Origin of the sequence: Microbacterium sp. p3-SID336 (assembly GCF_025143365.1) — a bacterium.
GTDB lineage: Bacteria > Actinomycetota > Actinomycetes > Actinomycetales > Microbacteriaceae > Microbacterium.
The window spans coordinates 1-20,746 of sequence record NZ_JALXPE010000015.1 but is presented as its reverse complement, the minus strand read 5'-3'; the positions used below and the strand labels follow the sequence as shown (position 1 = coordinate 20,746).

Annotated in this window: 20 protein-coding genes, 1 tRNA gene, 1 other RNA gene and 1 pseudogene; 4 read left to right on the top strand and 19 right to left on the bottom strand. The window is 72.3% G+C overall.

The genetic code is table 11. From position 1 onward, the window contains the following. Positions 1-53 precede the first annotated feature (53 nt). From M3C17_RS06160 to ffs, 5 genes are all read right to left on the bottom strand, one after another. Positions 54-1,274 (bottom strand): acetate/propionate family kinase, encoded by a 1,221-nt coding sequence (locus M3C17_RS06160; RefSeq protein ID WP_259976775.1) that lies wholly within the window; start codon positions 1,272-1,274, stop codon positions 54-56. Further along, positions 1,271-3,406 (bottom strand): phosphate acetyltransferase, encoded by a 2,136-nt coding sequence (pta, locus tag M3C17_RS06155; protein WP_259976774.1) that lies wholly within the window; start codon positions 3,404-3,406, stop codon positions 1,271-1,273. The genes M3C17_RS06160 and pta overlap by 4 nt, the downstream gene beginning before the upstream one ends. Before the next feature lie 61 nt (positions 3,407-3,467). Then, positions 3,468-4,160, bottom strand: coding sequence for a hypothetical protein (locus M3C17_RS06150; protein ID WP_259976773.1), 693 nt, complete (start codon positions 4,158-4,160; stop codon positions 3,468-3,470). Continuing rightward, positions 4,157-4,765: a rhomboid family intramembrane serine protease gene (locus M3C17_RS06145; protein WP_259976772.1), complete on the bottom strand. Its 609-nt coding sequence runs from the start codon at positions 4,763-4,765 to the stop codon at positions 4,157-4,159. The genes M3C17_RS06150 and M3C17_RS06145 overlap by 4 nt, the downstream gene beginning before the upstream one ends. A 105-nt stretch (positions 4,766-4,870) precedes the next feature. Continuing rightward, an RNA gene (gene ffs / locus M3C17_RS06140) (signal recognition particle sRNA small type) lies at positions 4,871-4,967 on the bottom strand. 116 nt (positions 4,968-5,083) lie between these two features. Here ffs and M3C17_RS06135 point away from each other — a divergent pair. Genes M3C17_RS06135 through M3C17_RS06125 form a run of 3 tightly spaced genes read left to right on the top strand, consistent with a single transcriptional unit; the run spans position 5,084 to position 9,528 of the window. Continuing rightward, on the top strand, positions 5,084-6,073 hold the full coding sequence (locus M3C17_RS06135) for a MoxR family ATPase (RefSeq protein ID WP_259976770.1): 990 nt from the start codon (positions 5,084-5,086) through the stop codon (positions 6,071-6,073). A 7-nt stretch (positions 6,074-6,080) separates the two neighbouring features. After that, the gene (locus M3C17_RS06130; RefSeq protein ID WP_259976769.1) at positions 6,081-7,271 is read left to right on the top strand and encodes a DUF58 domain-containing protein; all 1,191 of its coding nucleotides are present in this window, start codon (positions 6,081-6,083) and stop codon (positions 7,269-7,271) included. Then, entirely contained in the window at positions 7,258-9,528 is a 2,271-nt protein-coding gene (locus tag M3C17_RS06125; protein WP_259976768.1) for a DUF3488 and transglutaminase-like domain-containing protein, read from the top strand. Before M3C17_RS06130 ends, M3C17_RS06125 begins: the two co-directional genes overlap by 14 nt. Before the next feature lie 109 nt (positions 9,529-9,637). Here the strand turns inward: M3C17_RS06125 and M3C17_RS06120 are convergent, their stop codons facing one another. The 14 genes and pseudogenes from M3C17_RS06120 to mpaB (M3C17_RS06060) all read right to left on the bottom strand — a co-directional run bounded on the left by M3C17_RS06120 (position 9,638) and on the right by mpaB (M3C17_RS06060) (position 20,481). After that, positions 9,638-10,549, bottom strand: a complete 912-nt coding sequence (locus M3C17_RS06120) for a rhodanese-related sulfurtransferase (protein ID WP_259976767.1) — start codon at positions 10,547-10,549, stop codon at positions 9,638-9,640. Between the two features lie 49 nt (positions 10,550-10,598). Next, positions 10,599-11,333, bottom strand: a complete 735-nt coding sequence (locus M3C17_RS06115) for a hypothetical protein (protein ID WP_259976766.1) — start codon at positions 11,331-11,333, stop codon at positions 10,599-10,601. Continuing rightward, positions 11,330-12,058, bottom strand: coding sequence for an ABC transporter permease (locus M3C17_RS06110; RefSeq protein WP_259976765.1), 729 nt, complete (start codon positions 12,056-12,058; stop codon positions 11,330-11,332). The genes M3C17_RS06115 and M3C17_RS06110 overlap by 4 nt, the downstream gene beginning before the upstream one ends. Beyond that, positions 12,055-12,366 (bottom strand): AAA family ATPase, encoded by a 312-nt coding sequence (locus M3C17_RS06105; protein WP_259976813.1) that lies wholly within the window; start codon positions 12,364-12,366, stop codon positions 12,055-12,057. The genes M3C17_RS06110 and M3C17_RS06105 overlap by 4 nt, the downstream gene beginning before the upstream one ends. Further along, positions 12,352-12,770, bottom strand: a pseudogene (locus tag M3C17_RS06100) (ATP-binding cassette domain-containing protein); the annotation flags it as partial. The gene M3C17_RS06105 and the pseudogene M3C17_RS06100, both read right to left, overlap by 15 nt. Then, positions 12,763-14,502 carry a daptide biosynthesis intramembrane metalloprotease gene (gene mpaP, locus M3C17_RS06095; protein ID WP_259976764.1) on the bottom strand — a complete coding sequence of 580 codons (1,740 nt, stop codon included), beginning with the start codon at positions 14,500-14,502 and terminating at the stop codon, positions 12,763-12,765. The pseudogene M3C17_RS06100 and the gene mpaP, both read right to left, overlap by 8 nt. Next, complete coding sequence (gene mpaM / locus M3C17_RS06090) at positions 14,489-15,316, bottom strand: daptide-type RiPP biosynthesis methyltransferase (protein WP_259976763.1); 828 nt, start codon at positions 15,314-15,316, stop codon at positions 14,489-14,491. Before mpaM ends, mpaP begins: the two co-directional genes overlap by 14 nt. A gap of 62 nt (positions 15,317-15,378) precedes the next feature. Further along, on the bottom strand, positions 15,379-15,498 hold the full coding sequence (mpaA3, locus tag M3C17_RS18770) for an MpaA3 family daptide-type RiPP (protein ID WP_311198432.1): 120 nt from the start codon (positions 15,496-15,498) through the stop codon (positions 15,379-15,381). 34 nt (positions 15,499-15,532) lie between these two features. After that, the gene (gene mpaA2, locus M3C17_RS06085) at positions 15,533-15,658 is read right to left on the bottom strand and encodes an MpaA2 family daptide-type RiPP (protein ID WP_259976762.1); all 126 of its coding nucleotides are present in this window, start codon (positions 15,656-15,658) and stop codon (positions 15,533-15,535) included. Between the two features lie 34 nt (positions 15,659-15,692). Further along, on the bottom strand, positions 15,693-15,827 hold the full coding sequence (mpaA1, locus tag M3C17_RS06080; protein WP_259976761.1) for an MpaA1 family daptide-type RiPP: 135 nt from the start codon (positions 15,825-15,827) through the stop codon (positions 15,693-15,695). Further along, on the bottom strand, positions 15,811-17,025 hold the full coding sequence (gene mpaC / locus M3C17_RS06075; protein WP_259976760.1) for a daptide-type RiPP biosynthesis dehydogenase: 1,215 nt from the start codon (positions 17,023-17,025) through the stop codon (positions 15,811-15,813). The genes mpaA1 and mpaC overlap by 17 nt, the downstream gene beginning before the upstream one ends. Continuing rightward, positions 17,022-18,389 (bottom strand): daptide-type RiPP biosynthesis aminotransferase, encoded by a 1,368-nt coding sequence (mpaD, locus tag M3C17_RS06070; protein WP_259976759.1) that lies wholly within the window; start codon positions 18,387-18,389, stop codon positions 17,022-17,024. Before mpaD ends, mpaC begins: the two co-directional genes overlap by 4 nt. Further along, entirely contained in the window at positions 18,386-19,423 is a 1,038-nt protein-coding gene (mpaB, locus tag M3C17_RS06065) for a daptide biosynthesis RiPP recognition protein (RefSeq protein WP_259976758.1), read from the bottom strand. Before mpaB (M3C17_RS06065) ends, mpaD begins: the two co-directional genes overlap by 4 nt. Continuing rightward, on the bottom strand, positions 19,420-20,481 hold the full coding sequence (gene mpaB / locus M3C17_RS06060) for a daptide biosynthesis RiPP recognition protein (protein WP_259976757.1): 1,062 nt from the start codon (positions 20,479-20,481) through the stop codon (positions 19,420-19,422). Before mpaB (M3C17_RS06060) ends, mpaB (M3C17_RS06065) begins: the two co-directional genes overlap by 4 nt. Positions 20,482-20,661: 180 nt before the next feature. Between mpaB (M3C17_RS06060) and M3C17_RS06055 the strand changes: the two genes are divergently transcribed. Next, a tRNA-Ser gene (locus M3C17_RS06055) sits at positions 20,662-20,746 on the top strand.

Genomic DNA, 20,746 nt, shown 5'->3' with positions numbered 1-20,746 from the left:
CACTGTGCAAGCGTAATGCGGGCGGCACGCGAGGGGTAACCCCGCGGGGCGGATCAGAGCAGCTCGGCGGTCTGCCTGGCGATCTGCAGCTCCTCGTCCGTCGGGACCACCAGCACGGTGACCCGCGAGCTCGCGGCGGAGATGACGCGGATGCCGCGCTCCCTCGCCTCGTTCCGCACCGGATCGATCTCGATGCCGGCGAAGCCGAGCGTCGCCATCGCCGCAGCCCGCACGGGGGCGGCGTTCTCCCCCACACCGGCCGTGAACGAGATCACGTCCACACCGCCGAGCTGGGCGATGTACGCGCCGGCGTAGGCGCGGAGACGGTGCACGTACACGTCGAACGCGAGGGTGGCGGCGTCATCGCCCTCGGCACGGCCGGCGAGGATGTCGCGCATGTCGCTGCGGCCGGCGAGACCGGCCAGTCCGCTGCGTGTGTTCAACAGCCGATCGAGGTCGTCAATGGAGAGCCCGGCCCGCCGGGACAGGTGCACGAGCGTGGCCGGATCGAGGTCGCCGGAGCGCGTGCCCATCACCAGCCCCTCCAGCGGCGTGAGGCCCATCGACGTCTCGACGGAGCGCCCGCCGTCGATCGCCGTGACCGAGGCGCCGTTGCCCAAGTGGAACACGAGCTGACGCAGCGCGGACAGCTCGCGGCCGAGGAAGCGGGCGGCGGCCTCGCTCACGTACTGGTGGCTGGTGCCGTGGAAGCCGTACCGCCGGACCCGGTGCGCGGCGGCGAGCTCCGCGTCGATCGCGTAGGTGTAGGCCGCGGGAGGCAGCGTCTGATGGAAGGCCGTGTCGAAGACCGCGACATGGGGCACGGAGTCGAACACCGCCCGCGCGGCGCGGATCCCCGCCAGGTTCGCAGGGTTGTGCAGCGGCGCCAGCACCGCGAGCTCGTCGATCTGGCGCTCCACATCCGCATCCACCAGAGTCGGCGCGTAGAACCGGGCGCCGCCGTGCACGACCCGGTGCCCCACGGCGACGGGAGGGGTGTCGTCGAGGGAGGGACCGTGCGCCGCGAACTGCTCCCGCATCACCGCGAAGGCCGCGGCATGATCCGCGATCGGCTGCTCGGCGCGGTACGTGGCGTCGAGCATGGTCGGGGCGGCCTCGGCGCTCGGCGCGGGGCGCACCGTATGGGAGACGGGGCTTGCGGCCTGGCCGATGCGCTCGATCAGTCCGCTCGCGAGCTCGTGCCCGTGCGCCACATCGATGAGGCTGTACTTCAGCGAGGACGAGCCGCTGTTGATGACGAGGATGGCGCTCATGCGGGCTCCCCCTCCGCTCGCGCGGCGCCCTGCGCCTGGATGGCCGTGATGGCGACCGTGTTCACGATGTCGTCCACGAGCGCGCCGCGGGACAGGTCGTTGATCGGCTTGTTGAGGCCCTGGAGGACGGGGCCGATCGCCACCGCGCCCGCGGAGCGCTGCACGGCCTTGTAGGTGTTGTTGCCCGTGTTGAGGTCGGGGAACACGAACACCGTCGCCCGTCCGGCTACTGCCGAGTCGGGCAGCTTGGCCTTGGCGACAGCCGCGTCGGCGGCGGCGTCGTACTGGATGGGGCCCTCGACGAGCAGCTCGGGCGCGCGCTCGCGGACGAGGGCGGTCGCCTGGCGGACCTTGTCGACATCGGCCCCCGTCCCGGACTCGCCCGTGGAGTATGACAGCATCGCGACGCGCGGCTCGATGCCGAACTGACGCGCGGTCATCGCGGAGGAGATCGCGATGTCGGCGAGCTGCTCCGCCGTCGGGTCCGGGATGACCGCGCAGTCGCCGTACACCAGCACACGGTCGGCGAGCGCCATGAGGAAGACGCTGGAGACGACGTTCACGCCCGGCTTGGTCTTGATGATCTCGAACGACGGTCGGATCGTGTGCGCCGTGGTGTGGGCGGCGCCGGAGACCATGCCGTCAGCGAGACCCAGGTGCACCATCATCGTGCCGAAGTAGGACACGTCGGTGACCGTGTCGGCGGCCCGCTCGCGCGTGATGCCCTTGTGGGCACGCAGCCGGGCGTACTCCTCGGCGAAGCGCTCCACGAGCTCCGGATCCGTCGGACTGAGCACCTGCGCGGCGGAGATGTCCACCCCGAGCTCGGTCGCCCTGGCCCGCACGGCCGTCTCCTCGCCCAGGATCGTCAGGTCGGCCACCTCGCGGGCGAGCAGCGTCGCCGCGGCGCGGAGGATCCGGTCGTCGTCGCCCTCGGGGAGCACGATGCGGCGGCGGTCAGCGCGGGCGCGCTCCATCAGTCCGTACTGGAACATCAGCGGGGTGACCACGTGCGACTCGGCGAGGCCCAGCTGCTCGGTCAGCTCGGCGACGTCCACGTGGGCCTGGAACAGCGCGAGGGCGCGGTCGTAGCGTCCCCGGGCGTCCGCGGAGATGCGCCCTCGGGTGCCCATCACGCGCACCGCGGTGTCGTAGGTGCCCAGGTCGGTCGTGATGATCGGCACCGAGGACGCGAAACCGTCGAGCAGCTGCAGGATCGGGGCGGGCAGCGGGAAGGGCCCGTTGAGGATGATGCCGGCGATGCGCGGGAACGTGCCGGAGGAGTCCGCGAGCAGCGCGGCCAGCAGCACCTCGGTGCGGTCGGCGGGGATGACCACGACCGCCTCCTCGGTGATGCGCGGGAGCACGTTCACCATCGACATGCCGGCGACCACAATCGACAGGGCCACCGCCGTGAGGCGCTCCTCGTCGCCCGCCAGCAGCGTGCCGTCGACGGCGGAGAGGATCCCGCGGATGGACGGCGCCACGAGCGCGCGATCCTCCGGCAGCGCCCACACGGGGGTGCGCGCATCCGGCAGCACGTCGTGGACGGCGGCGACCACGGCCTCCAGCGCTCCGGGATCGGCCCTGTTCACGGCGACCGCGAAGAGTTCGGCGCGCTCGGCGGCGAGCTCGGACAGGGCGAGCGCGGCGATCTGCCCGATGGCGGCGGGCACGCGTGCGGTGGTCGTGCCGAGCTGCTCGGCCTGCCGCTGCTGGTCGCGGCCGCTGAGCACGAGCAGCACCGGGGCCGCGAGGTTGGCGGCGATGCGCGCGTTGAAGCCGAGCTCCGCGGGGCTCGCCACATCCGTGTAGTCGCTGCCGACGATCACCACGGCGTCGCACTGCGCCTCGACGGCCTTGAACCGGGCGACGATCGTCGCGAGCGCCCCCTCGGGGTCGGCGCGCACGTCGTCGTACGTCACGCCGATGCAGTCCTCGTAGTCGAGCTGCACGCCGTCGTGCGCGAGCAGCAGCTCCAGGATCTCGTCCCGCTCCGCGACCGAGCGCGCGATCGGACGGAATACGCCCACCCGCGGCGACACGCGCATCAGTGCGTCGAGCGCCCCGAGGGCGATCGTCGACTTGCCGGTATGGCCTTCGGCCGAGGTGATGTAGATGCTCCGCGCCACGGCACCAGCTTAGGCGGGGGATCCCCGGACGCACCCGGACCGCCCCGTGACAAAGGTCCCGTCACTCGCAGGGGGCGGACAGGGCGTCGACGACCGCCGTCGCGTCGTCCTCGTAGCGGGCGTAGTAGTCCCGGTCGGTGTTGATCTGCACGCGGTGGATGGCGTGCGACGGCGGCATCGTCTGCCACGACGGCAGCCGCCCGAGCCGCTCGAAGAACAGCGCGGCAGAGGTCGCCGGATCCATCCGCTGCTCGACGCTGCCCCACCAGTCCTGCTGCTGGAACAGCCCGATGCTCGTGGTGCGAGTGCCGTCGGGGTTGGTCCAGCCGCTCGTCTCCCAGTCGCCGTAGTCGATCGCACGGAGGCTGCTCTCGCCCATCGCCGTCATCACCCCGAGGATCTGCCCGTCCCGGCCGAACCCGAGCGTCGACGCGGTGCGGATGATCGTCGCGGCGTTCTCCAGCTGCTCGCCCCGCCAGCCCTCGATGCCCGCCTCGGGGAATGTGGACGGGCGGTCGATGCAGATGGGAGCCGGGTCCCTGGCGAGGCCCAACGGGATCAGCACGAACAGCCCGGTGACCACCGCCACCACCCCGGCGGAGACGGCCAGGCGGCGAAGGAGCAGCTTCGCGCGGGCACGTCGAGCGTTGCGCCGACGGGTGGCGGCACGACGGCGCGCCGCCGCGGCGCGGGCGGCCGCAGGAGTGCGTGACCCCGCCGACCGTGCGCGGGGCGCGGCTCGTCGCGTGGTCATGGCTGTGCGGCTCCTCCGCGTGCACGGGGGCGTGCGGCGAGCGCCGCGACGCCGCCGCCGATCGCCCCGAACAGATGCCCCTGCCACGACACGCCGGCGGCGGCCCCGAACACCCCCGCGAGCATGGTTCCGCCGTAGAGGACGATCACGATGACCGCGATCACCGCATAGAGGATGCGATGGGCGACGCGCCCCGGCGTGAACACCCGCAGGACGATGTAGCCGAAGTAGCCGAACACGAGCCCGGAAGCCCCGACGGTCAGGGTCCCCGGTGCGTTCACCAGCCAGGTGCCGAGGCCGCCGACGACGGCGACGATCGCCGTGACCGCCCAGAACCGGCGTGCCCCTTCCACGGCCACCAGACACCCCAGCACGAGGAACGGCACCGAGTTCGCGATCAGATGGGTCCAGCTTGCGTGCAGCAGGGGTGCGAACACGATTCCGCCGAGCCCCGCCGGATCCCAGGAGCGGATGCCGAAGCCGCTGAACGAGCCCGGAAGCACGGCATCGGCGAACTGCACGGCCCACATCAGCGCCAGCAGCAGCACGGGGGACGCGAATCGGCCGAGCGGGTGCCGTGGTGCCGGAGTCGGGGGGAGGGTCACGGCTCGATTGTCGCAGGCGGGTCCGACGTCTTCCTGAGTTCCTGCGACTCCGCGATCGCGATGATGCGGCCGCGGGAGAAGAGATCGCGCTGCGGTCGAGGGAAAAGAAAAGACCCTCCGCGCACCCAGCAGAGCCCGGTTACCCTTGCTGCGTTTCCGCCCTGGGGGAATTGGCCTGGATGCCGCCACGCGGAGAGCCGTCGTCCACTCTACCCGACCCGACGGAAGGCGGCGAACCCACCCGGGCATGGTCCCGCACGCCCGCCGAAGCGTACGATCGATTCACGCGCATCGTTGCGCCGACATGAGAGGGATCGCATGCCAGAGAACGCCCCCCTGCCCCCGGTCACGATCGATGCCGAGGGCTTCGCGGCGCAGACCGCAGCGATCCTCGGTTCGATCAGCCAGGTCATCGACGGCAAGCCCGACGCCGTGCGCAGCGCGCTCGTCTGCCTCCTCGCGGAAGGCCACCTGCTCATCGAGGACGTGCCGGGCGTGGGCAAGACCATGCTCGCGCGGGCTCTCGCCGCCAGCGTCGACGCCACGGTGCGCCGCATCCAGTTCACTCCCGACCTGCTGCCCGGTGACGTCACCGGCGTCTCCGTCTACAACCCTGTCGACCGGGAGTTCGAGTTCAAGCGCGGGGCGGTGTTCGCGCACATCGTCATCGCCGACGAGATCAACCGCTCCTCCCCCAAGACCCAGTCCGCGCTGCTCGAGGCCATGGAGGAGGGGCAGGTCACGGTCGACGGTTCCACGCACCGCCTGCCCGACCCGTTCCTCGTCGTCGCGACCCAGAACCCGCTGGAAATGGAGGGCACGTACGCACTGCCCGAGGCCCAGCGCGACCGGTTCATGATGCGCATCTCGATGGGATACCCGGACCCGGCCGCGGAGGCGCTCATGCTGCGTCAGCGCGATGTGGTGAATCCGCTCGCCACCGTCGCGCCGGTCGCCGACGCCGCGTCGATCTCCCAGCTGATCGCGTGGGCGCGCGCCGTGCACGTGGCCCCGGCGCTGGAGGAGTACGCGGTCGCGCTCGCTCAGGCCACCCGCTCCGACCCGAGCCTGCACCTGGGGGCCAGCCCTCGCGCCACCCTGCAGCTGGTCAGGGCGGCCAAGGTGTGGGCGGCCCTCGACGGACGCGACTTCGTGATCCCCGACGACATCACCGCCCTGCTCATCCCCGTGCTGGCCCACCGGCTGCTGCCCGCTCGCGGCGCCCACCGGGCCGGCGCCCAGCCCGTCGAAGCCGCACTCCGCCAGATCGCCGAGCGCGTGCGCGTCCCCGTCGCGACACGATCCTGAGGCCGCCATGCGCCGACGCCGACTCCTCACGCTTCGCGGCACCGGTGCGCTCATCGCCGCCCTCGGCTGTCTGATCGCCGCCAACGTCGTCGGATCGCGCATCCTCCTGTACCTCGGCGTGTTCCTCGCGACGCTCACGGTGATCGCCGCCCTCGCCGTGCGACTCCCCCGGCGGTCCGGGACGGTCAGCCGACAGATCTCCACCGACCTGCTCACGGTGTCGGAGACCTCCCGCGTCACGGTCCGGTTCGCGCTGCGGGCGCTCCGCGTCCCCCGGGGCCTGTGGCACGACGTGCTCCCCGATGCCGTCACGGGCGACTCCGGTGGCGAGTACCCGGCAGAGAGCGCTCAGCTCAGTTACTCGATCACCGGCGTGCGGCGCGGAGTGTGGGCGCTCGGGCCGCTGATGCTGCGTACGGTCGACCCCTTCGGCCTCGCGCAGCGCGAGCAGGCCTTCGGCGACACCCGCACCATCACCGTGGTTCCCGAGGTCTTCGCGCTCGCGCCGCTCTCGGTGCGGATCGGGGCGGCCGGCGGTACCGCGCACACCTCGTCGACCAGACTGGGCCAGGGAAGCGACAACCTCTCGCCCCGCGGCTACGCGCCCGGCGACAGCATGCGCCGCATCCACTGGCGGGCCACCGCCCATCGCGGCGAGCTCATGGTCCGGCAGGAGGAGGAGGAATCGAGTCCTGACGCCGTGGTGGTCCTGGATCGCAGCGGCTCGCGCTGGGCGGCACCGGGCGACCACGCCGACCCGGCGTTCGAGACCGCCGTATCGCTGTGCGCCTCGGTCGCCCTGCACCTCGCGGCGGAGGGCTACAGCGTGGACGTGCTCGACAGCACCGGCGCGGTGCTCGGCACGCTCCGCGGTCACGAGGACGACCGCGACGGACTCCTGGTCGCGCTGGCTCTGGTCACCCCGCGCGGCGAGGCCCGCGACCTCGCGACGCTCATCGGCGGCACCCCGCCCGGTCCGCTCGTCTACATCACCGGGCGGCTGGACGAGGAGGACGCGGCACTCCTGCGTCCTTCCGGCGCCGCGGCGCCGATGCTGTTCGTCACGGAGCCGCTTCCCGGTGCCGTGGAGGCCGCCCGCCCGCACGGCTGGACGGTGACCGCACTCGGCTCCGACGCCGCCGAGGCCTGGGACGACGCGCTGGCCGCGCGGATCGGAGCGAGCGATGTTCCGCGCTGAGCGGCCACGCGCCGCGACTCCGCCCGCGAGCGTCGCACCGCTCTGGCACCGCGACGGCATCGAGCCGCCGCGGCTCGTCGCATCGGGGACCATCGCGGCGGCCGGAGCACTCGTGGCACTGTGGCCGTTCACCTCGGTGATCACCCCGGGCCCCTGGTCGTTCACGGTCGTGCTGCTCGTCGCCGCGGTCGCCGGGGTCGGGATGCTGCTGCGTCACCTGCTGCGGCATCGTGGCGACGCCCTCCGCGGGCTCGCCGTGCTGCTCGCCCAGCTCGCGATCACCGTGACCACTCTCACGCTCATGCTCGCGGGCGACACCGCCATCCTCGGCCTCGCGCCCACCGCGACCACGGTGACCGTCTTCCAAGGCCTCGGCGCCGCGGCGTGGGAGCAGATCGTGTTCGGCTCCGCACCGCTGGACGCCTCCCCCGCGCTCACCGCCGTGCTCGGCGCCGGCTTCGCCGTGGTCGCGATCCTGCTCGATCACCTGGTCGCGCATCGCGCGGCGGTGCTCACGATCCTGCTCGCCGGCTCGATCGGCGCGATCCCGATGATCGTCACGGGCGGCCAGCCGAACGTCGCCTGGTTCGTGCTCCTCGGCATCTACGCGCTGTTCGTCCTCGGTGCGACGGCCCAGCGACACCCCGAGGCGCCGCGGCGCTCCTCGATCGGGCTCGCGGTCGGGATGGGCGCGGCGGCGCTCGCCGTGACGCTCGTGCTGACGCCCGCGCTCCCGGTCGCATCCACCGTCGCCGGCACGGGCGTCGGGGTCACGGTGGATGCGTCTCTCCGGCTCGGCGACGATCTGCGGCAGCCCAATCCCGTCGAGGTGCTCACGCTCGCCACCGAGGAGGATACCGCCCCGTACCTCCGGCTCACCACGCTGTCGCGGTTCGACGGCCGCGTCTGGCAGCCCGACCGCGGCGATCTGCAGTCCCAGGCCGACGGGTTCGGCGCGCCGGAGTGGGGCGAGGGCGTGGTGACCGAGGAGACGACCACGTCGATCCGGGTGCTGCGGATGTCGAGCTCCTGGCTGCCCCTGCCGTACCCCGCCACCGAGGTGCAGGGCCTCAGCGCGGCCTGGCGCGTGGCCCCCGAGAACCGCACCCTCTACTCTCGCCGGGCGGATGCGGCCGGCAACGACTACACCGTCACCTCCACCCGTGTGGTCCCGACGCTCGAGCAGATCCGCGCGGTCGAGGCGGCACCGCCCGTGCAGGACCCGGAGACCGACGAGGTGGAGCTCCCCGACATCATCGCCGAGCTCGCCGCGGAGGTCACCGCCGGCGAGAACACCGACTACGACCGGCTGGTGACACTGCAGAACTGGTTCCGCGCGCAGTTCGAGTATTCGCTGGAGACCCCGGTCGAGGAGGGCTTCGACGGGACCGGAGCGGAGGCTGTCGCCGAGTTCCTGGACGAGCGCTCGGGGTACTGCGTGCACTTCGCCGGCGCGTTCGCGCTGATGGCGGAGAGCCTCGGGATGCAGACCCGCATCGTGGTCGGCTACCTGCCGGGATCCCTGACCGACGAGAAGCGCGGCGACGAGTCGATCTTCTCGGTCACGAGCGACCAGCTGCACTCCTGGCCGGAGGTGCTGTTCCCCGGGATCGGCTGGGTGCCGTTCGAGCCGACGGCGTCGCTGGGCGTGCCGACCGCCTTCCGCGCCGGGGTGTCCGAGGGCGGCACGACCGGAAGCCCCGTCGGGCCCGCGCCGAGTGCGGCACCGCAGACCGAGGAGACGTCAGGGCCCGAGGTCGACCGCGGCGACGCGGGCGGCGACTCGTCCAGCGCGGGAGAGCTGCGGAGCCTCGACCCGACCCCGGTCGCACTCGTCGTCGGCGGTGCGATCGTCGTGCTGCTCCTTCCGGCACTCATCCGGCTCGTCGAGCGGGCGATGCGCATGCGGCGCGCTCGGCGCGGTGATGCGGCCGCCGCGTGGTCCGAGCTGCGCGACACCCTGCTCGACCTGCACCTGCCGGTGTCGGACGCGGAGAGCCCGCGAGCGCGCGCGAGCGGCCTCGCCCGCGATCGGGGTGCGGATGCGGCGGCACTGCGGGAGCTGACGGACGCGGTCGAGCGTTCCGCGTATGCACGCCCCGCCCGGCACGCCGAGCCCGTCGACCTGAGCGCTCCGCTCGGCCTCGTGCTCGCGAGTCTGCGGCGCAGTGCGGACGGTCCGACCCGGGTGCGCGCGGTCCTGCTGCCGCGATCGCTGTACGCGCCGCGCGGAGCCGACACCCGCCTGCTCGCCTGAGCCGCGGGAGACGGCGGTCGCCGGGGCGCGGGGTCACGCACCGTGACCGGTCGCCGCGGTCGCCGGGGCGCGGGGTCACGCACCAGGGCGGGTCGCCGCGGGCGTGGGGTCAGGCGGTCGCGGACACCGCCCCCGCCGCGTGCGCATCGCAGGGCACCGCGTCGCAGGTCTCGCACACCACGAACTGCGCGCGACAGGAGAGGTCGGGGCAGTTCGCGGTGCGCTTGGTGGCGGCACCGCAGCCGGCGCATTCTCCGATCACTCGCGCGTGGTCGGAGAAGTCGACCGACCCACGGCCGTCGAACACGTACAGCGACCCGTCCCAGAGGCCGTCGTCCCCGTACTTCTCTCCGTAGCGGACGATGCCGCCCTCCAGCTGGTACACCTCTCCGAAGCCGCGTGCGGTCATCAGGCTCGACAGCACCTCGCACCGGATGCCGCCCGTGCAGTACGTCACGACGGGCTTCCCCTTGAGGTCGTCGTAGACCCCCTCGTCGAGCAGCCTCACGAAGTCGCGGGTGGTGTCCGTGTCGGGCACGACCGCGCCGCGGAACCGCCCGATCTGCGCTTCGAGCGCGTTGCGCCCGTCGAAGAACACGACCTCCTCGCCGCGCTCCTCCACCAGGGCGTGCAGCTGCTCGGGGGTGAGCCTCGTGCCTCCACCGACCACGCCGTGCTCGTCCACGCGGAGCTCGCCGGGTGCACCGAACGACACGATCTCCTCGCGCACCTTGACGCTGAGCTTGGGGAAGTCCACGCTGCGCCCCTCGGCGTCGAGGCCGGAGCCCTCGCTCCACTTGATGTCGGCGTCGCGGAACGGCGCATAGGAGCGGAACGAGCGCAGCCACTTCTTCAGGGCGGTGATGTCGCCGCCGAGGGTGCCGTTGATCCCGTGCGACGAGATCAGCAGCCGACCCCGCAGCCCCAGGGCCTCACCGACATCGCGCTGCCAGACGCGCACGGCCTCCGGGTCGGCCAGGGGCGTGAAGGCGTAGAAGAGGACGATCTTGGGGGTTGCCACCTCGAAATCCTACGTCGCCCGTCCGCAGCGGTGCTCTGTGCGCTGGCCGTCAGGTCACGTCGCGGCGGACGAACGCCGCACCCCCGGCTCCCACCGCCGCGAGCACCCAGCCCACCGCCACCAGCGCTGACACGGCGGGATCCAGTCGATGCTCCGGCAGCAGCCCGACCCCGGTGACATCGAATCCGAACGCCGCGAGCAGGGCCAGCAGCGGGGAGGCGGCGGCCGCCGCGACGCCGAGCGCTGCCAGGACGGGCGCGACCCCCAAGGACATCGCGGTGACGAACAGAGCCACCAGATGGAACCGCACGAGAAGGCCCACTCCCAGCCCCCAGAGGGCCGCGACCGCACCGATGCCGAGCGTACGCGCGACGGCGCCGACGTCCACCGGGACACCGCCCAGCGCGAGAGCGAGCGCGAGACGACCACCGAGCAGAGAGACCAGCGCGACGACCGCGCCGCCGACCGCGGTCGTCGGCGCTCTGGCGAGCAGGAGCGCCCACCGGGACTGCAGCATCAGCCGCTGCGCGATCACGCCGTCACGTCGATCGATCGTGTACCGGAACGAGCCGTAGATCGCGGCGAGGATCGCGGCGTTCATCGCGAGCGCGGAGCTCAGGAGCGCGGCAAGTGACTCCCTCGCGCCGGGAGGAGCCGCGGCGGCCTCCGACGGGATGCTCAGCGCCAGGGAGAGCGACATCACGAACGCCGCGGTCGCGACCCCGAGGAGCACCAGGTCCCCGGCGAAGCCCTGCACCTGCGCGTGGAACGCCCGACGGATCACGCCACGCTCCTGCGCCCCCGAGCCCACGCCACCGCGACCAACCCTGCGGTCCATACGACAGTCACGGCGAGGGCGGGCACCAGATCGAGCAGCCGCCCCTGGTATCCGGGAACGCCCAGAGCCGCGAGCGCCAGTCCGGGCGAGAACTTCGCCACCTCCGGCGCGGTTCGCAGCAACGCGAACTCCACGACCATCGGGAACCCCAGGACCACGATCGCGGTCACGTAGTAGTTCCGGCTGATCCAGCCGATGGATGCGCCCATCACCGCACCGAACATCGCGCCGAACACCGCGCCGCCGTACACGCCCCAGGCCGCGGGGGTCATCTCCATCACCAGGCCTTGGGCTCTCAGGACGAAGAACGTCCCCACCGTCCAGCACAGGGCCGTGCACACCGTCAGCGCCACCGCGATCAGCGCGCCCGCCACGAGCTTCGCGACGAACGCCCGGCGGAAGCCCATCGCGGTGAGCGTCCGGTCCATCGCGCCGTAGTAGTACTCGCGCGTCACGGTGTAGGCACCCACGAACGCCGCGGACATCGCCGCCCACGCCAACGGCTGCATCAGGCGGAGCGTGGCCTCGCCCGCGTCGAGACCCGCGGCATCGAACCGCGACCCGTCCGAGAAGAGCACGTACGCCGGCAGGAGGACCGCGACCAGATAGACCGCCAGCACCGAGAGCCCGCTCACCGACCGCAGCAGCTCGCTCGCGACGGCGCCCCTCACCAGTCCGCTCCTTCCACGAGGTCGAAGTACCTGCTCTCCAGGGAGTCGGCGCCATCCGCGACCAGGTCGCGGAGAGGGCCGGCGAAGAGCGCCCGCCGCTTGATGATCACGACCTCGTCGACGATCTGCTCGAGTTCGAGCAGCTGATGGCTCGCGATCAGAACGGTCCCCCCGCGGAGAGCGAAGTTGCGGAGGAATCCGCGCAGCCAGCGGATGCCATCCGGGTCGAGTCCGTTCGCCGGCTCGTCGAGGATCAGCGTGCGCGGGGAGCCGATCAGCGCGGTCGCCAGACCGAGGCGCTGCGTCATCCCCGTCGAGAAGGTCTTCACGCGGCGCCGGGCGTCGGCGGTGAGCGCGACCTCGGCGAGCACATCCGCGACCCGGCTGCGCGGAGCACCGGCGGCGAGGCGCGCGATCTCCAGGTGACGCTGCGCCGTGATCCCCGTTTCGAAGCCGAACCCGTCCATGTGCACGCCCACGTGGGCGGCAGGGTTGTCCAGTGCGGAGAAGGGCCGCCCGTCGACGAGGGCGGTCCCGGCCGTGGGGCGAGCAGCCCGACGATCGCGCGCAGCGTCGTCGACTTCCCCGCCCCGTTCGGCCCGAGCAGCCCGACGATCGACCCGCACGGCACGGCGAACGACAGCTCCTCCACGGCGGTGTGCGCACCGAACCTCTTCGTCAGGCCGCGAACCTCGATCGCGTGCTCATCCATGGGCATCCCTCTTCTCCGTGTCGTCCTGCTGGTTCTCGCCATGTCGCTTCTCGTCGGGCAGATGCGCGTCTCCCGGGGCCGACAGCGGTGCCAGCACCGCATCCGTCCACAACGCCTGCCACACGCTTCTGCTGCCGAGGTCCACCCGGGCCTGGCCGGTGAGCGGAAGGTGCGTCGGCGAGGAGGTCAGCTTCACGTCGGCGACCGCGACCGCGGAGAGCGCCACGCCGTCGACCGTCACGGGGAACAGGGCATCCGGTGCGACAGTCGTCCGCGTCGGAGGCCGCGTGCGGAGTGTTCCCCGGCCGATCTCGTCGTTCACGAGGAAGCCGTTGCTCAGCAGTGTGACCTGCGCCCCCTCGGGAAGATCGACGGCTGGTCGGCTCCCCGCCTGCAGAAGCACCACCCGATCCCCTCGAACGGAGAAGCCGAGCGCGATGCTGGAGGGCACGGGCACGACGACCCCGGCGAGCGCGGCCGTCCCGAGCGCCACGGCGATGACGCTCACGAACCGCAGGGTGGACACCCCCGAACGGTGCACTCGGTACAGCCAGCGCACCACCAGGTGCAGGGCGACGAGAGCGATCGCGCCCTCCCCCGCGACCACGAGCACACCGAGCGCCGGCCCGCCTGCGGCGAGCGCTCGCGCGGCGCGGGCCAGAGCGAAGAGCACCAGCATCACGGGTGCCGCCACGCTCGCGAGGCCGAACGGCACGCTCCACCACCGGTCCAGGCTCCTGCTCGCGCGGCGGCCGCCGAACAGGACCCGAGCCGTCCAGGCGGCTGCGTCTCGGATCGTCCGGTTCCTCAGGTTCGGCTCGTCCAACGCGGACATGAGCGCGAGGTACCCGTCGAAGCGCACGAACGGGATCAGATTGACCGCGATGATCACACCGCAGGCGACCGCGAGAAGCAGCAGCGTGAGCCGGATCGGTCGTTGCGGCAGCACGAGCGCGGCAAGGCACGCGCCCGCACCGACGACCGCGTGTACGGCGGGGCCCGCGAGCGCCACTCCGACGCGGTGTCGGCGGGCGCTGAGACGCCAGCCGTCCGTCACATCGACGAAGAACGCGGGCGTCAGGTAGAGGAGCATGATCCCGGCACGACGCGGGCTGCCGCCGAACCGCGTGAGCGCGAGGCCGTGCGCGGTCTCATGCAGCAGCGTCAGGAGTCCGAGCGTGCCGATGACGATCACGAGGCTGGGCAGCGGCACGGGACTGCTCGCGGCGGCCGCGATGTCGGCCAGCTGGAGGACGGCGGCGACGCCTCCCAGCGCCACGAGGGCGGCGGCCGTCATAACGATGAGCCGCGGCGGCAGAGACGCCACGAGTCCGTGCAGCCGCCCGAACAGCGCCGGCGCCCGCAACGTCGCGAACTGCACGGTCAGGGGCGCGCGGTACGTCCACCGGCCGGGCGGCGGCGTCGCCGAGCCGTCCAGGAGCCCCGTGGCGCGGAATCGCTGCACGAGGCGCAGGAACTCGTCGAGGGGCTGCGACGCGGCGAAGCGCCCATGCAGGCGGTCGAGCGGCGTGCGCCCGTCCATCGCCGTCAGCAGTTCGACGACGGCGCGCGACACCCGCGCGGACGGCACACCCTGCCGCATCGCGATCCAGTTCCCGTCGTCGCCGTGCGGCACGAAAGCGACCTCGGTGGCGAGAAGCGGGCAGTCCGCCGCGCGGAGCGGGGCGCCCGCGCGGCGACCGCGGCGGCGGAGCAGATCAGCCGCGAACATCGGGGCCGCCTCTCCGGGGCGCGTCGGGCCACGTCGTCGCGAGCAGCAGGATGTCGACGCCCGGGTGCGCGCGCACGGCGGTGATGGCGGGCGTGACGAAACCCGCGTCGACCAGCTCCCGCGCGAGGTGGTGTGCGTCGAGGAGCCGCAGGCGGCTGGTGAGGACGGTGACCTCGGCGTGAGGCGCGACGTCCGCGACGCGGACCCAGTTGACCAGGCGCGTGGACCCGCCGTCTTCGATCTGCTGCGAGAACAGGTAGGTCTGCGCGCCGTCGGGGCCCGGCACGGTGATCTCCCTGTCCTGCGGCGACGAGAGCTCCGTGGCCGAGGCACCACCGGCGACCGTCAGGGCGAACACCCCGCCCGCGGCGAGGTGGCCCTGCACGGCCGCGTAGAGCCGCGCTCGGCCTGCGCGGTCGAGGAGCGTGATGGATGTGGCGCCGAGCACGATGAGGGGGAAGACCCGCCCCAGCGCGAAGCTCCGCATGTCTGCGACGACGCCGTCGAGCAGCGGGTGATCCGGCAGGGCGCGACGGAGGCGGGAGAGCATGTCCGAGGAGGAATCAAGGGCGGTCACGCGCCGGCCGGATCTCACGAGCGGGATCGTCAGTCGGCCGCTTCCCGCTGCGAGATCGAGGATCGGGTCGCCCGTCGTTCTGGCGAGAGCGAGCACCTCCCGGATCTCGACCGGGTCGCCGCCGACGAGCCGCTCGTAGAAGTCGGTGCCGGCGCCCTCGTAGAGGTCCTGTGCGCGCGCGACGGCGCCCGCTGCGCGCAGGCGGGCCCCGATGGTCTCCGTCAGGGGCTGTGTCATACGCATGCTGTCTTTCCGCGGCGATGGGGTGCGGGCGTGTGGGGCCGCCCCCCCCCCACCGGTCATGTGGCGATCGCCGCCGCAGCGCCGATGATGGCGATGATGTAGCTGGCGTGCTCCCACCATTCGAGCGGTGCGTCGAGTTGTTCGAGTTCTGCGAACTCCAGCGACGTCGTCTGCACTGCGCACCTCCTTGGTTGGTGTTCCGGACTCGGTCTAGGTCAGGGCGAGGATCCCGATGATCACGCCGACCGCGAATCCGCGCAGGAAGTCGCCGGCGTCATCCGGCGCGTCCATGGCCTCGAGCTCCGTGAACTCGAGGGTCGATGTCGCAGCGTGCATGTTCACCTCCTTTCTCTCGATGTCATCCCGGGTCTCACGTCGCCGCAGCCGCGCCGATCCCGATCAGGACCAGCGCCCCGAGCACGCCCTTGTAGAAGCTCTCCCAGCTGGGGGCCTCCATCGCATCCAGCTCTTCGAAGCGAATGCGGGTGTCAACGTCTGTGTTCATCTCCCTCACCTCCTCTCGGTCGTTCGGTCGTTCCGTCGGCGAAACCATCGCCGTGGAGTGGTCGCGGAGCCCACCGGGCATCGCGCAGCACCTCGCGGAAGTCCGCCGCGATGAGGCCGGGCAGCATCGGCCGTCGTCGCCCCCAGCAGGCCTCCGTGGCAGCGGCGATGCGATCGATCCGTCGGGTGCTCGGCCGCGGCGGACTCGCGATGGCCCAGCCGTCCAGCAGCGCGGCGATCCCGGTCGGCGGGTCGAGCGGCAGCGCGACCGCGTGGGCGACCCGCGCCCAGAACTCCTCCAGGCGGCCCCGGTCGCCCCACCGTACGTCACCCGCCCAGATCCGCCGCCAGACGGCCGCGATCACGGCAGCTGTGGCCGCCATCTTCCGGACCCGCAGATGGAAGGCCACCTCGTTCGCGAGGTACCAGTGGCGGGCGCTGAAGCGATCGGGGCCGCGGAGCGCGGCGCTGCGCTGCGTCGCGGCGCTCAGCCGCGCGAGACGAAGCCGCCCCGCCGGCGTCACGGAATCACGGGCCGCCGTCTCGAGGATCGCCCTGCCGAGGGCGACCGCGTCGCTGTCGCTCCTGGTGGTGCGTCCCACGCCCGTCGACGCGCCCGCGAGCCGAAGAAACGCCTCCAACGCCCCTTCTCTGACGGCGTTGCGGGTCAGGGTGGCCAGGTGGCACGGATCGATCAGTGCGTGTCGCGGGCGCAGACAGTCTCCGATGAGCAGGCGGTAGCCGTTCGCGTTCTTGAGGATGCCGACGCTGTTGGTCTCGGACGAGGTGCCGATCGTGGTGGGCACGGCGATGAGGTCGACGGGCGCGGCGGCACGCGGGAGCATCGTCAGCGCCGAGCGGGAGGCGTGGCCGATCGCATAGTCGAGGGCACGTCCGGGGGCGAGGGCGAGCGCGGCGATCTTGCTGGCGTCCAGGACGCTGCCCCCGCCCACGGCCACGACGACCTCCGGCCGCCGCCGCGCGATCTCGTGCGCGAGCGTCAGGACCATCGCGACATCCACGCGCCGCGCGTCGACGGTGATGGTCCGCACCGAGGCTCCGGGCGGGAGCGGGGCCGCGACCGCCGCGTCCGCGATGACGAGCGCCGCCCGCCCCGCGGTCAGCCGCGCGGTCATCCGTCGCGCGACGCCGTGTCCGTGCCACAGCGTGGGCACGCGTCGCGTCGAGTCCGCCCTCATGCGCAGACCCCCGGCGTCTGCCCCGGCGTCTGCACCGGCGTCTGCGGCTGCATCTGTGCTGGCAGCTGCGCCGGCGCCTGCACGGGCACCTGCACTCGTGTGTGCGCCTGCATCCGGGACCGCGCCTGCGCCACGCCGGCGCGCACAGCCGCGTCCACCTCGTCGAGCTCCCGGTCGGTGAAGCCGTAGGCAGGGATCAGCTGGATCGAGCTCGGCCCCGGATGCACCACGACCCCCTGGTCAGCGATCGCCGACACGACGCCGAGCACCTCCTGCGCGGTCAGCGGAGTGCCGTCGGCGGCGCGCAGCTCCACTCCGAGGAAGCAGCCGCGCCCGGAGATCTCACCGACCACCCCGTCAGCAGTCCACCGCGATGCAAGGCTTCGAAGCTCGACCGCCAGCGCCTGCGTCGTGGACTCCACGTCGATGCGGTGCAACTCGTCGATCACGGCGACGATGGCTGCCGCGCACGCCGGTGTTCCCGCCTGCGTCTCCCCGTGGACGAAGGTCCAGCCGCCGGCGCTGAACGCGGACGCGACGCGCGGGCCCACCAGAAGGGCGGCAGCGCCCATGGCGCCGTTCGTCAGCGCTTTCGACAGGATGAGCACATCGGGCGCGGCACTCCACGTGTCTGTCGCGAACATGTTGCCGGTCCGACCGAAGCCCGTGGCCACCTCGTCCGCGACGAGCAGGAAGCCGTACTCGTCACGGAGCTCGATGAGTCGGCGCACGAAGCCATCGGAGAGCGCACGGGCCCCCGACCCGAGCACGGGTTCCACCACGACCGAGGCGACCCGTGAGCCCTCGCGCTGCAGCAGCGCCTCCAGTTCCACTCCGTCGTCGTCCGCGGCGACGTGTCGCACTCCTCGGCGGTCTACGCCGTAGACCGTCTGCAGCAGATCGTCCCCGCTGAGCGCCTGGCTGCCGTAGGTCGTGCCGTGGTAGCTGGCCCGGAGACCGACGCTCAGGGAACGGGCGGGCGTGCCCTGCTGCGCCCAGTACTGGCGCGCGAGCTTCATGGCGGCGTCGTTCGCCGCGCCACCCGATGTGGAGAAGATGACCCGCGCGTACCGGTCGGGACCGGCGAGCTGGATGAGGGCGTCGGCCGCGGTCTCGGCGTAGCGATGCGGCGACCGGAAGAGGGTGAGGTACGAGGCATCGCGAAGGGCTCGGCTCACCGCCTCGACTACCGCGGGGTTCCCGAAGCCCAGGGGCACGTTCCAGAGCCCGCTCGTCGCGCACAGCCGGGAGGAGCCATCCGCGAACTCGATGCGGTGTCCGCGCGCGGCGACGGCGACGCGGTCGGGCGGGAAGACGGAGCTCGCAGGGAGCATCGAGGTCCAGAGCGCGTGCGGATCCCTCACCCCACGGCCTCCGCCGTCGTGCTGCGGTGCACCGCGCTGCCGGGATGCACGTTGAGCGCCTGGATCGCCTGACGGCACAGCGCCCGCGCATCCTGCACCGCGATGCCGAGGAGGCGTGCCGTACGGTCCGCGGCGCGTGCGAGCGTGGTCGACGTCTGCGTCGCCGCGACGACCATCGCGGTGGCGGGCGGCAGCAGCTGTCGCCGGAGCGTGGTGATGTCGGCCAGGACGAAGCCATCGGGAGTGCGGAGCAGGAAGGGGTCCGCACTCAGCGGCTCGGCATCGCTGCCGCCGTCGGCGAGCGGCGACCAGCCGAAGCCCGCGATCGTCGACTCGCCGTCGGTCAGGCGAAGCATCTTCACCAGTTCGATCGCGGTGAGGTATCGCGGCAGCCAGGGGTGGCGGGCGAGGTCGGCGATGAGGTCGGTCTCGGACGCGATGCCGTCGAGTGCGAGCACGCCGGGTCGGGGCTCCGCCAGCACCTCCGCGAGCTGCCCACCCCCGACGGCGGAGGCGCCATGGACGCCGATGCCGATCCGCCCGCCTGACCCCACTCTGATTGCGCTGGGGCGCCGCCGCTCGGCCGGATGCATGAGCGCACCACGGTCTGCCAGCAGCACCCGGGGATCGGTCAAGGCGGTGGGGAACACCCCGGTGTGCCGGGCCAGCTCGGCGTCGTCGAGGAACGCGTGCCAGCTGGCCGCGTCGGCGAAGCGCACGACCGTCGGGCCGAGGATCTGCACGAAGGCGGCGGCGATGTAGTCCTGGAGCTCCACGCCGCGGGCACCGAGGTACAGCTCGTCCCCGATCTGGTCCAGGGAACCGGTGTAGCGGACCGTCTGCGCTGGGCCGTCGTGGCCTTCGCTCTCCGCGGGCAACAGCACGACGTCGTCAGGTGAGGTGCAGCCGTGAAGAGTCTCGGCGGAGGCGCCGCTCTCGACGAGGAACACCCGTGCGTACTCCCGCGGCTCCCCCGTGACCCACTCGCGGAGGGCCCGGGCGCCGCGCAGGTCCGTGTCGTCCGTCGCGTTCATCGCCGTGGCGCCGCGGGGACATCGAGGCCGGCCGCGGCGAGCCGCCGTCGCAGCTGGCGGAGAAGCGGTCGCACCGCGCTCGCGCGACTGCCGAGCTCCGATGCCAGCAGCGCTGCCGCGCCGGGCTCCTCGCCCGTGGCGATGAGGCACTCGGCCGCGCGTGCGGCGTCCACCCCGAGACGCAGACGAATGCCGCTGGTGGGGTCGAGGAGCAGGTACTCGTCTCCCTCGCCCGTCACGAGGAAGGGCGCATCGACGGCGACCGCGCGCGGGTGCGCATCGACGTCGTCGAGCGCCCCGACCAGGTGTCCGCCGAAACCGGAGAGCGCGGGACGGGGAGGAAGGTCGTCGCGTCCGCGCAGGAGCGCCAGCGCCATCATGTATCGCCCGAACCACGGCCGATCATCGAGGTCCGCCTCGAGGACTCCGGGAGGGACCACCCGCGCGAGCGCGCGCCCCGGACCGCCGTGCTCGGCGGCTGTCGCCTCCAGCTCCGCCCGCTCATCGCCGACGACGCCGAGCAGCAGGCCGTCCGGACCGTCGCGGTAGTCTCCCTCGGCCGTGACGTGGATCCGCACCAGCGCGTCCCCGCTCGGCGGTGCGGGCAGGAAGGAGGCGTGCGAGTCGATCATCGCGGCGCTGCTCAGGAGCTGGCCGACGAAGACGCCCGTCTCCCAGGCCAGATCCGCATCGTTGAGAAGGGCTGCGACACCTTCCAGGCGGTGCAGCCGGATCACGGTCGGCCTGTCGATCAGCAGGAACGGCGCAGCGAGGTAGTCCTGCAGGTGGTAGCGGAGGCCGCCGCCGAGCGTCATCTGATCGCCGGGCTCGCAGAAGCGCCCCTCGTATCGGATGAGACGGCGGCCCCCGCCGTCTGTGGAGCCGGACGGCGCGATCACGATGTCCCCAGGTTCTGCGATCGCCTCGACCTCCGGGAGGTCCGCGGCGGATTCGAGGAAGAACACCACTCCGTCGACCACGGTCCGTCGCGCCCTGACGTACTGCTCGAAGGCCTCGGCCGCGAATCGGCCGCTCGGCGAGGTCACCGACGCACGCATACGGATGCTCCTTTCGAAGCCGTGTCCACCCCAGAGGACGACTTTCCGTCCTCACATGAGGATAGGGCGACTCGCGGGTAACGTGCAATATGTTAGCTGGGTCCACCCAACGTCATCGACCGCTCGGTCGCCGGTCACGCGGCAGTCGGCGCATCGGATAGGATGGACAGGTTGTTCCCTGGTGACGTGTCCGAGCGGCCGAAGGAGCACGCTTGGAAAGCGTGTGTTGTGCAAGCAACCGCGGGTTCGAATCCCGCCGTCACCG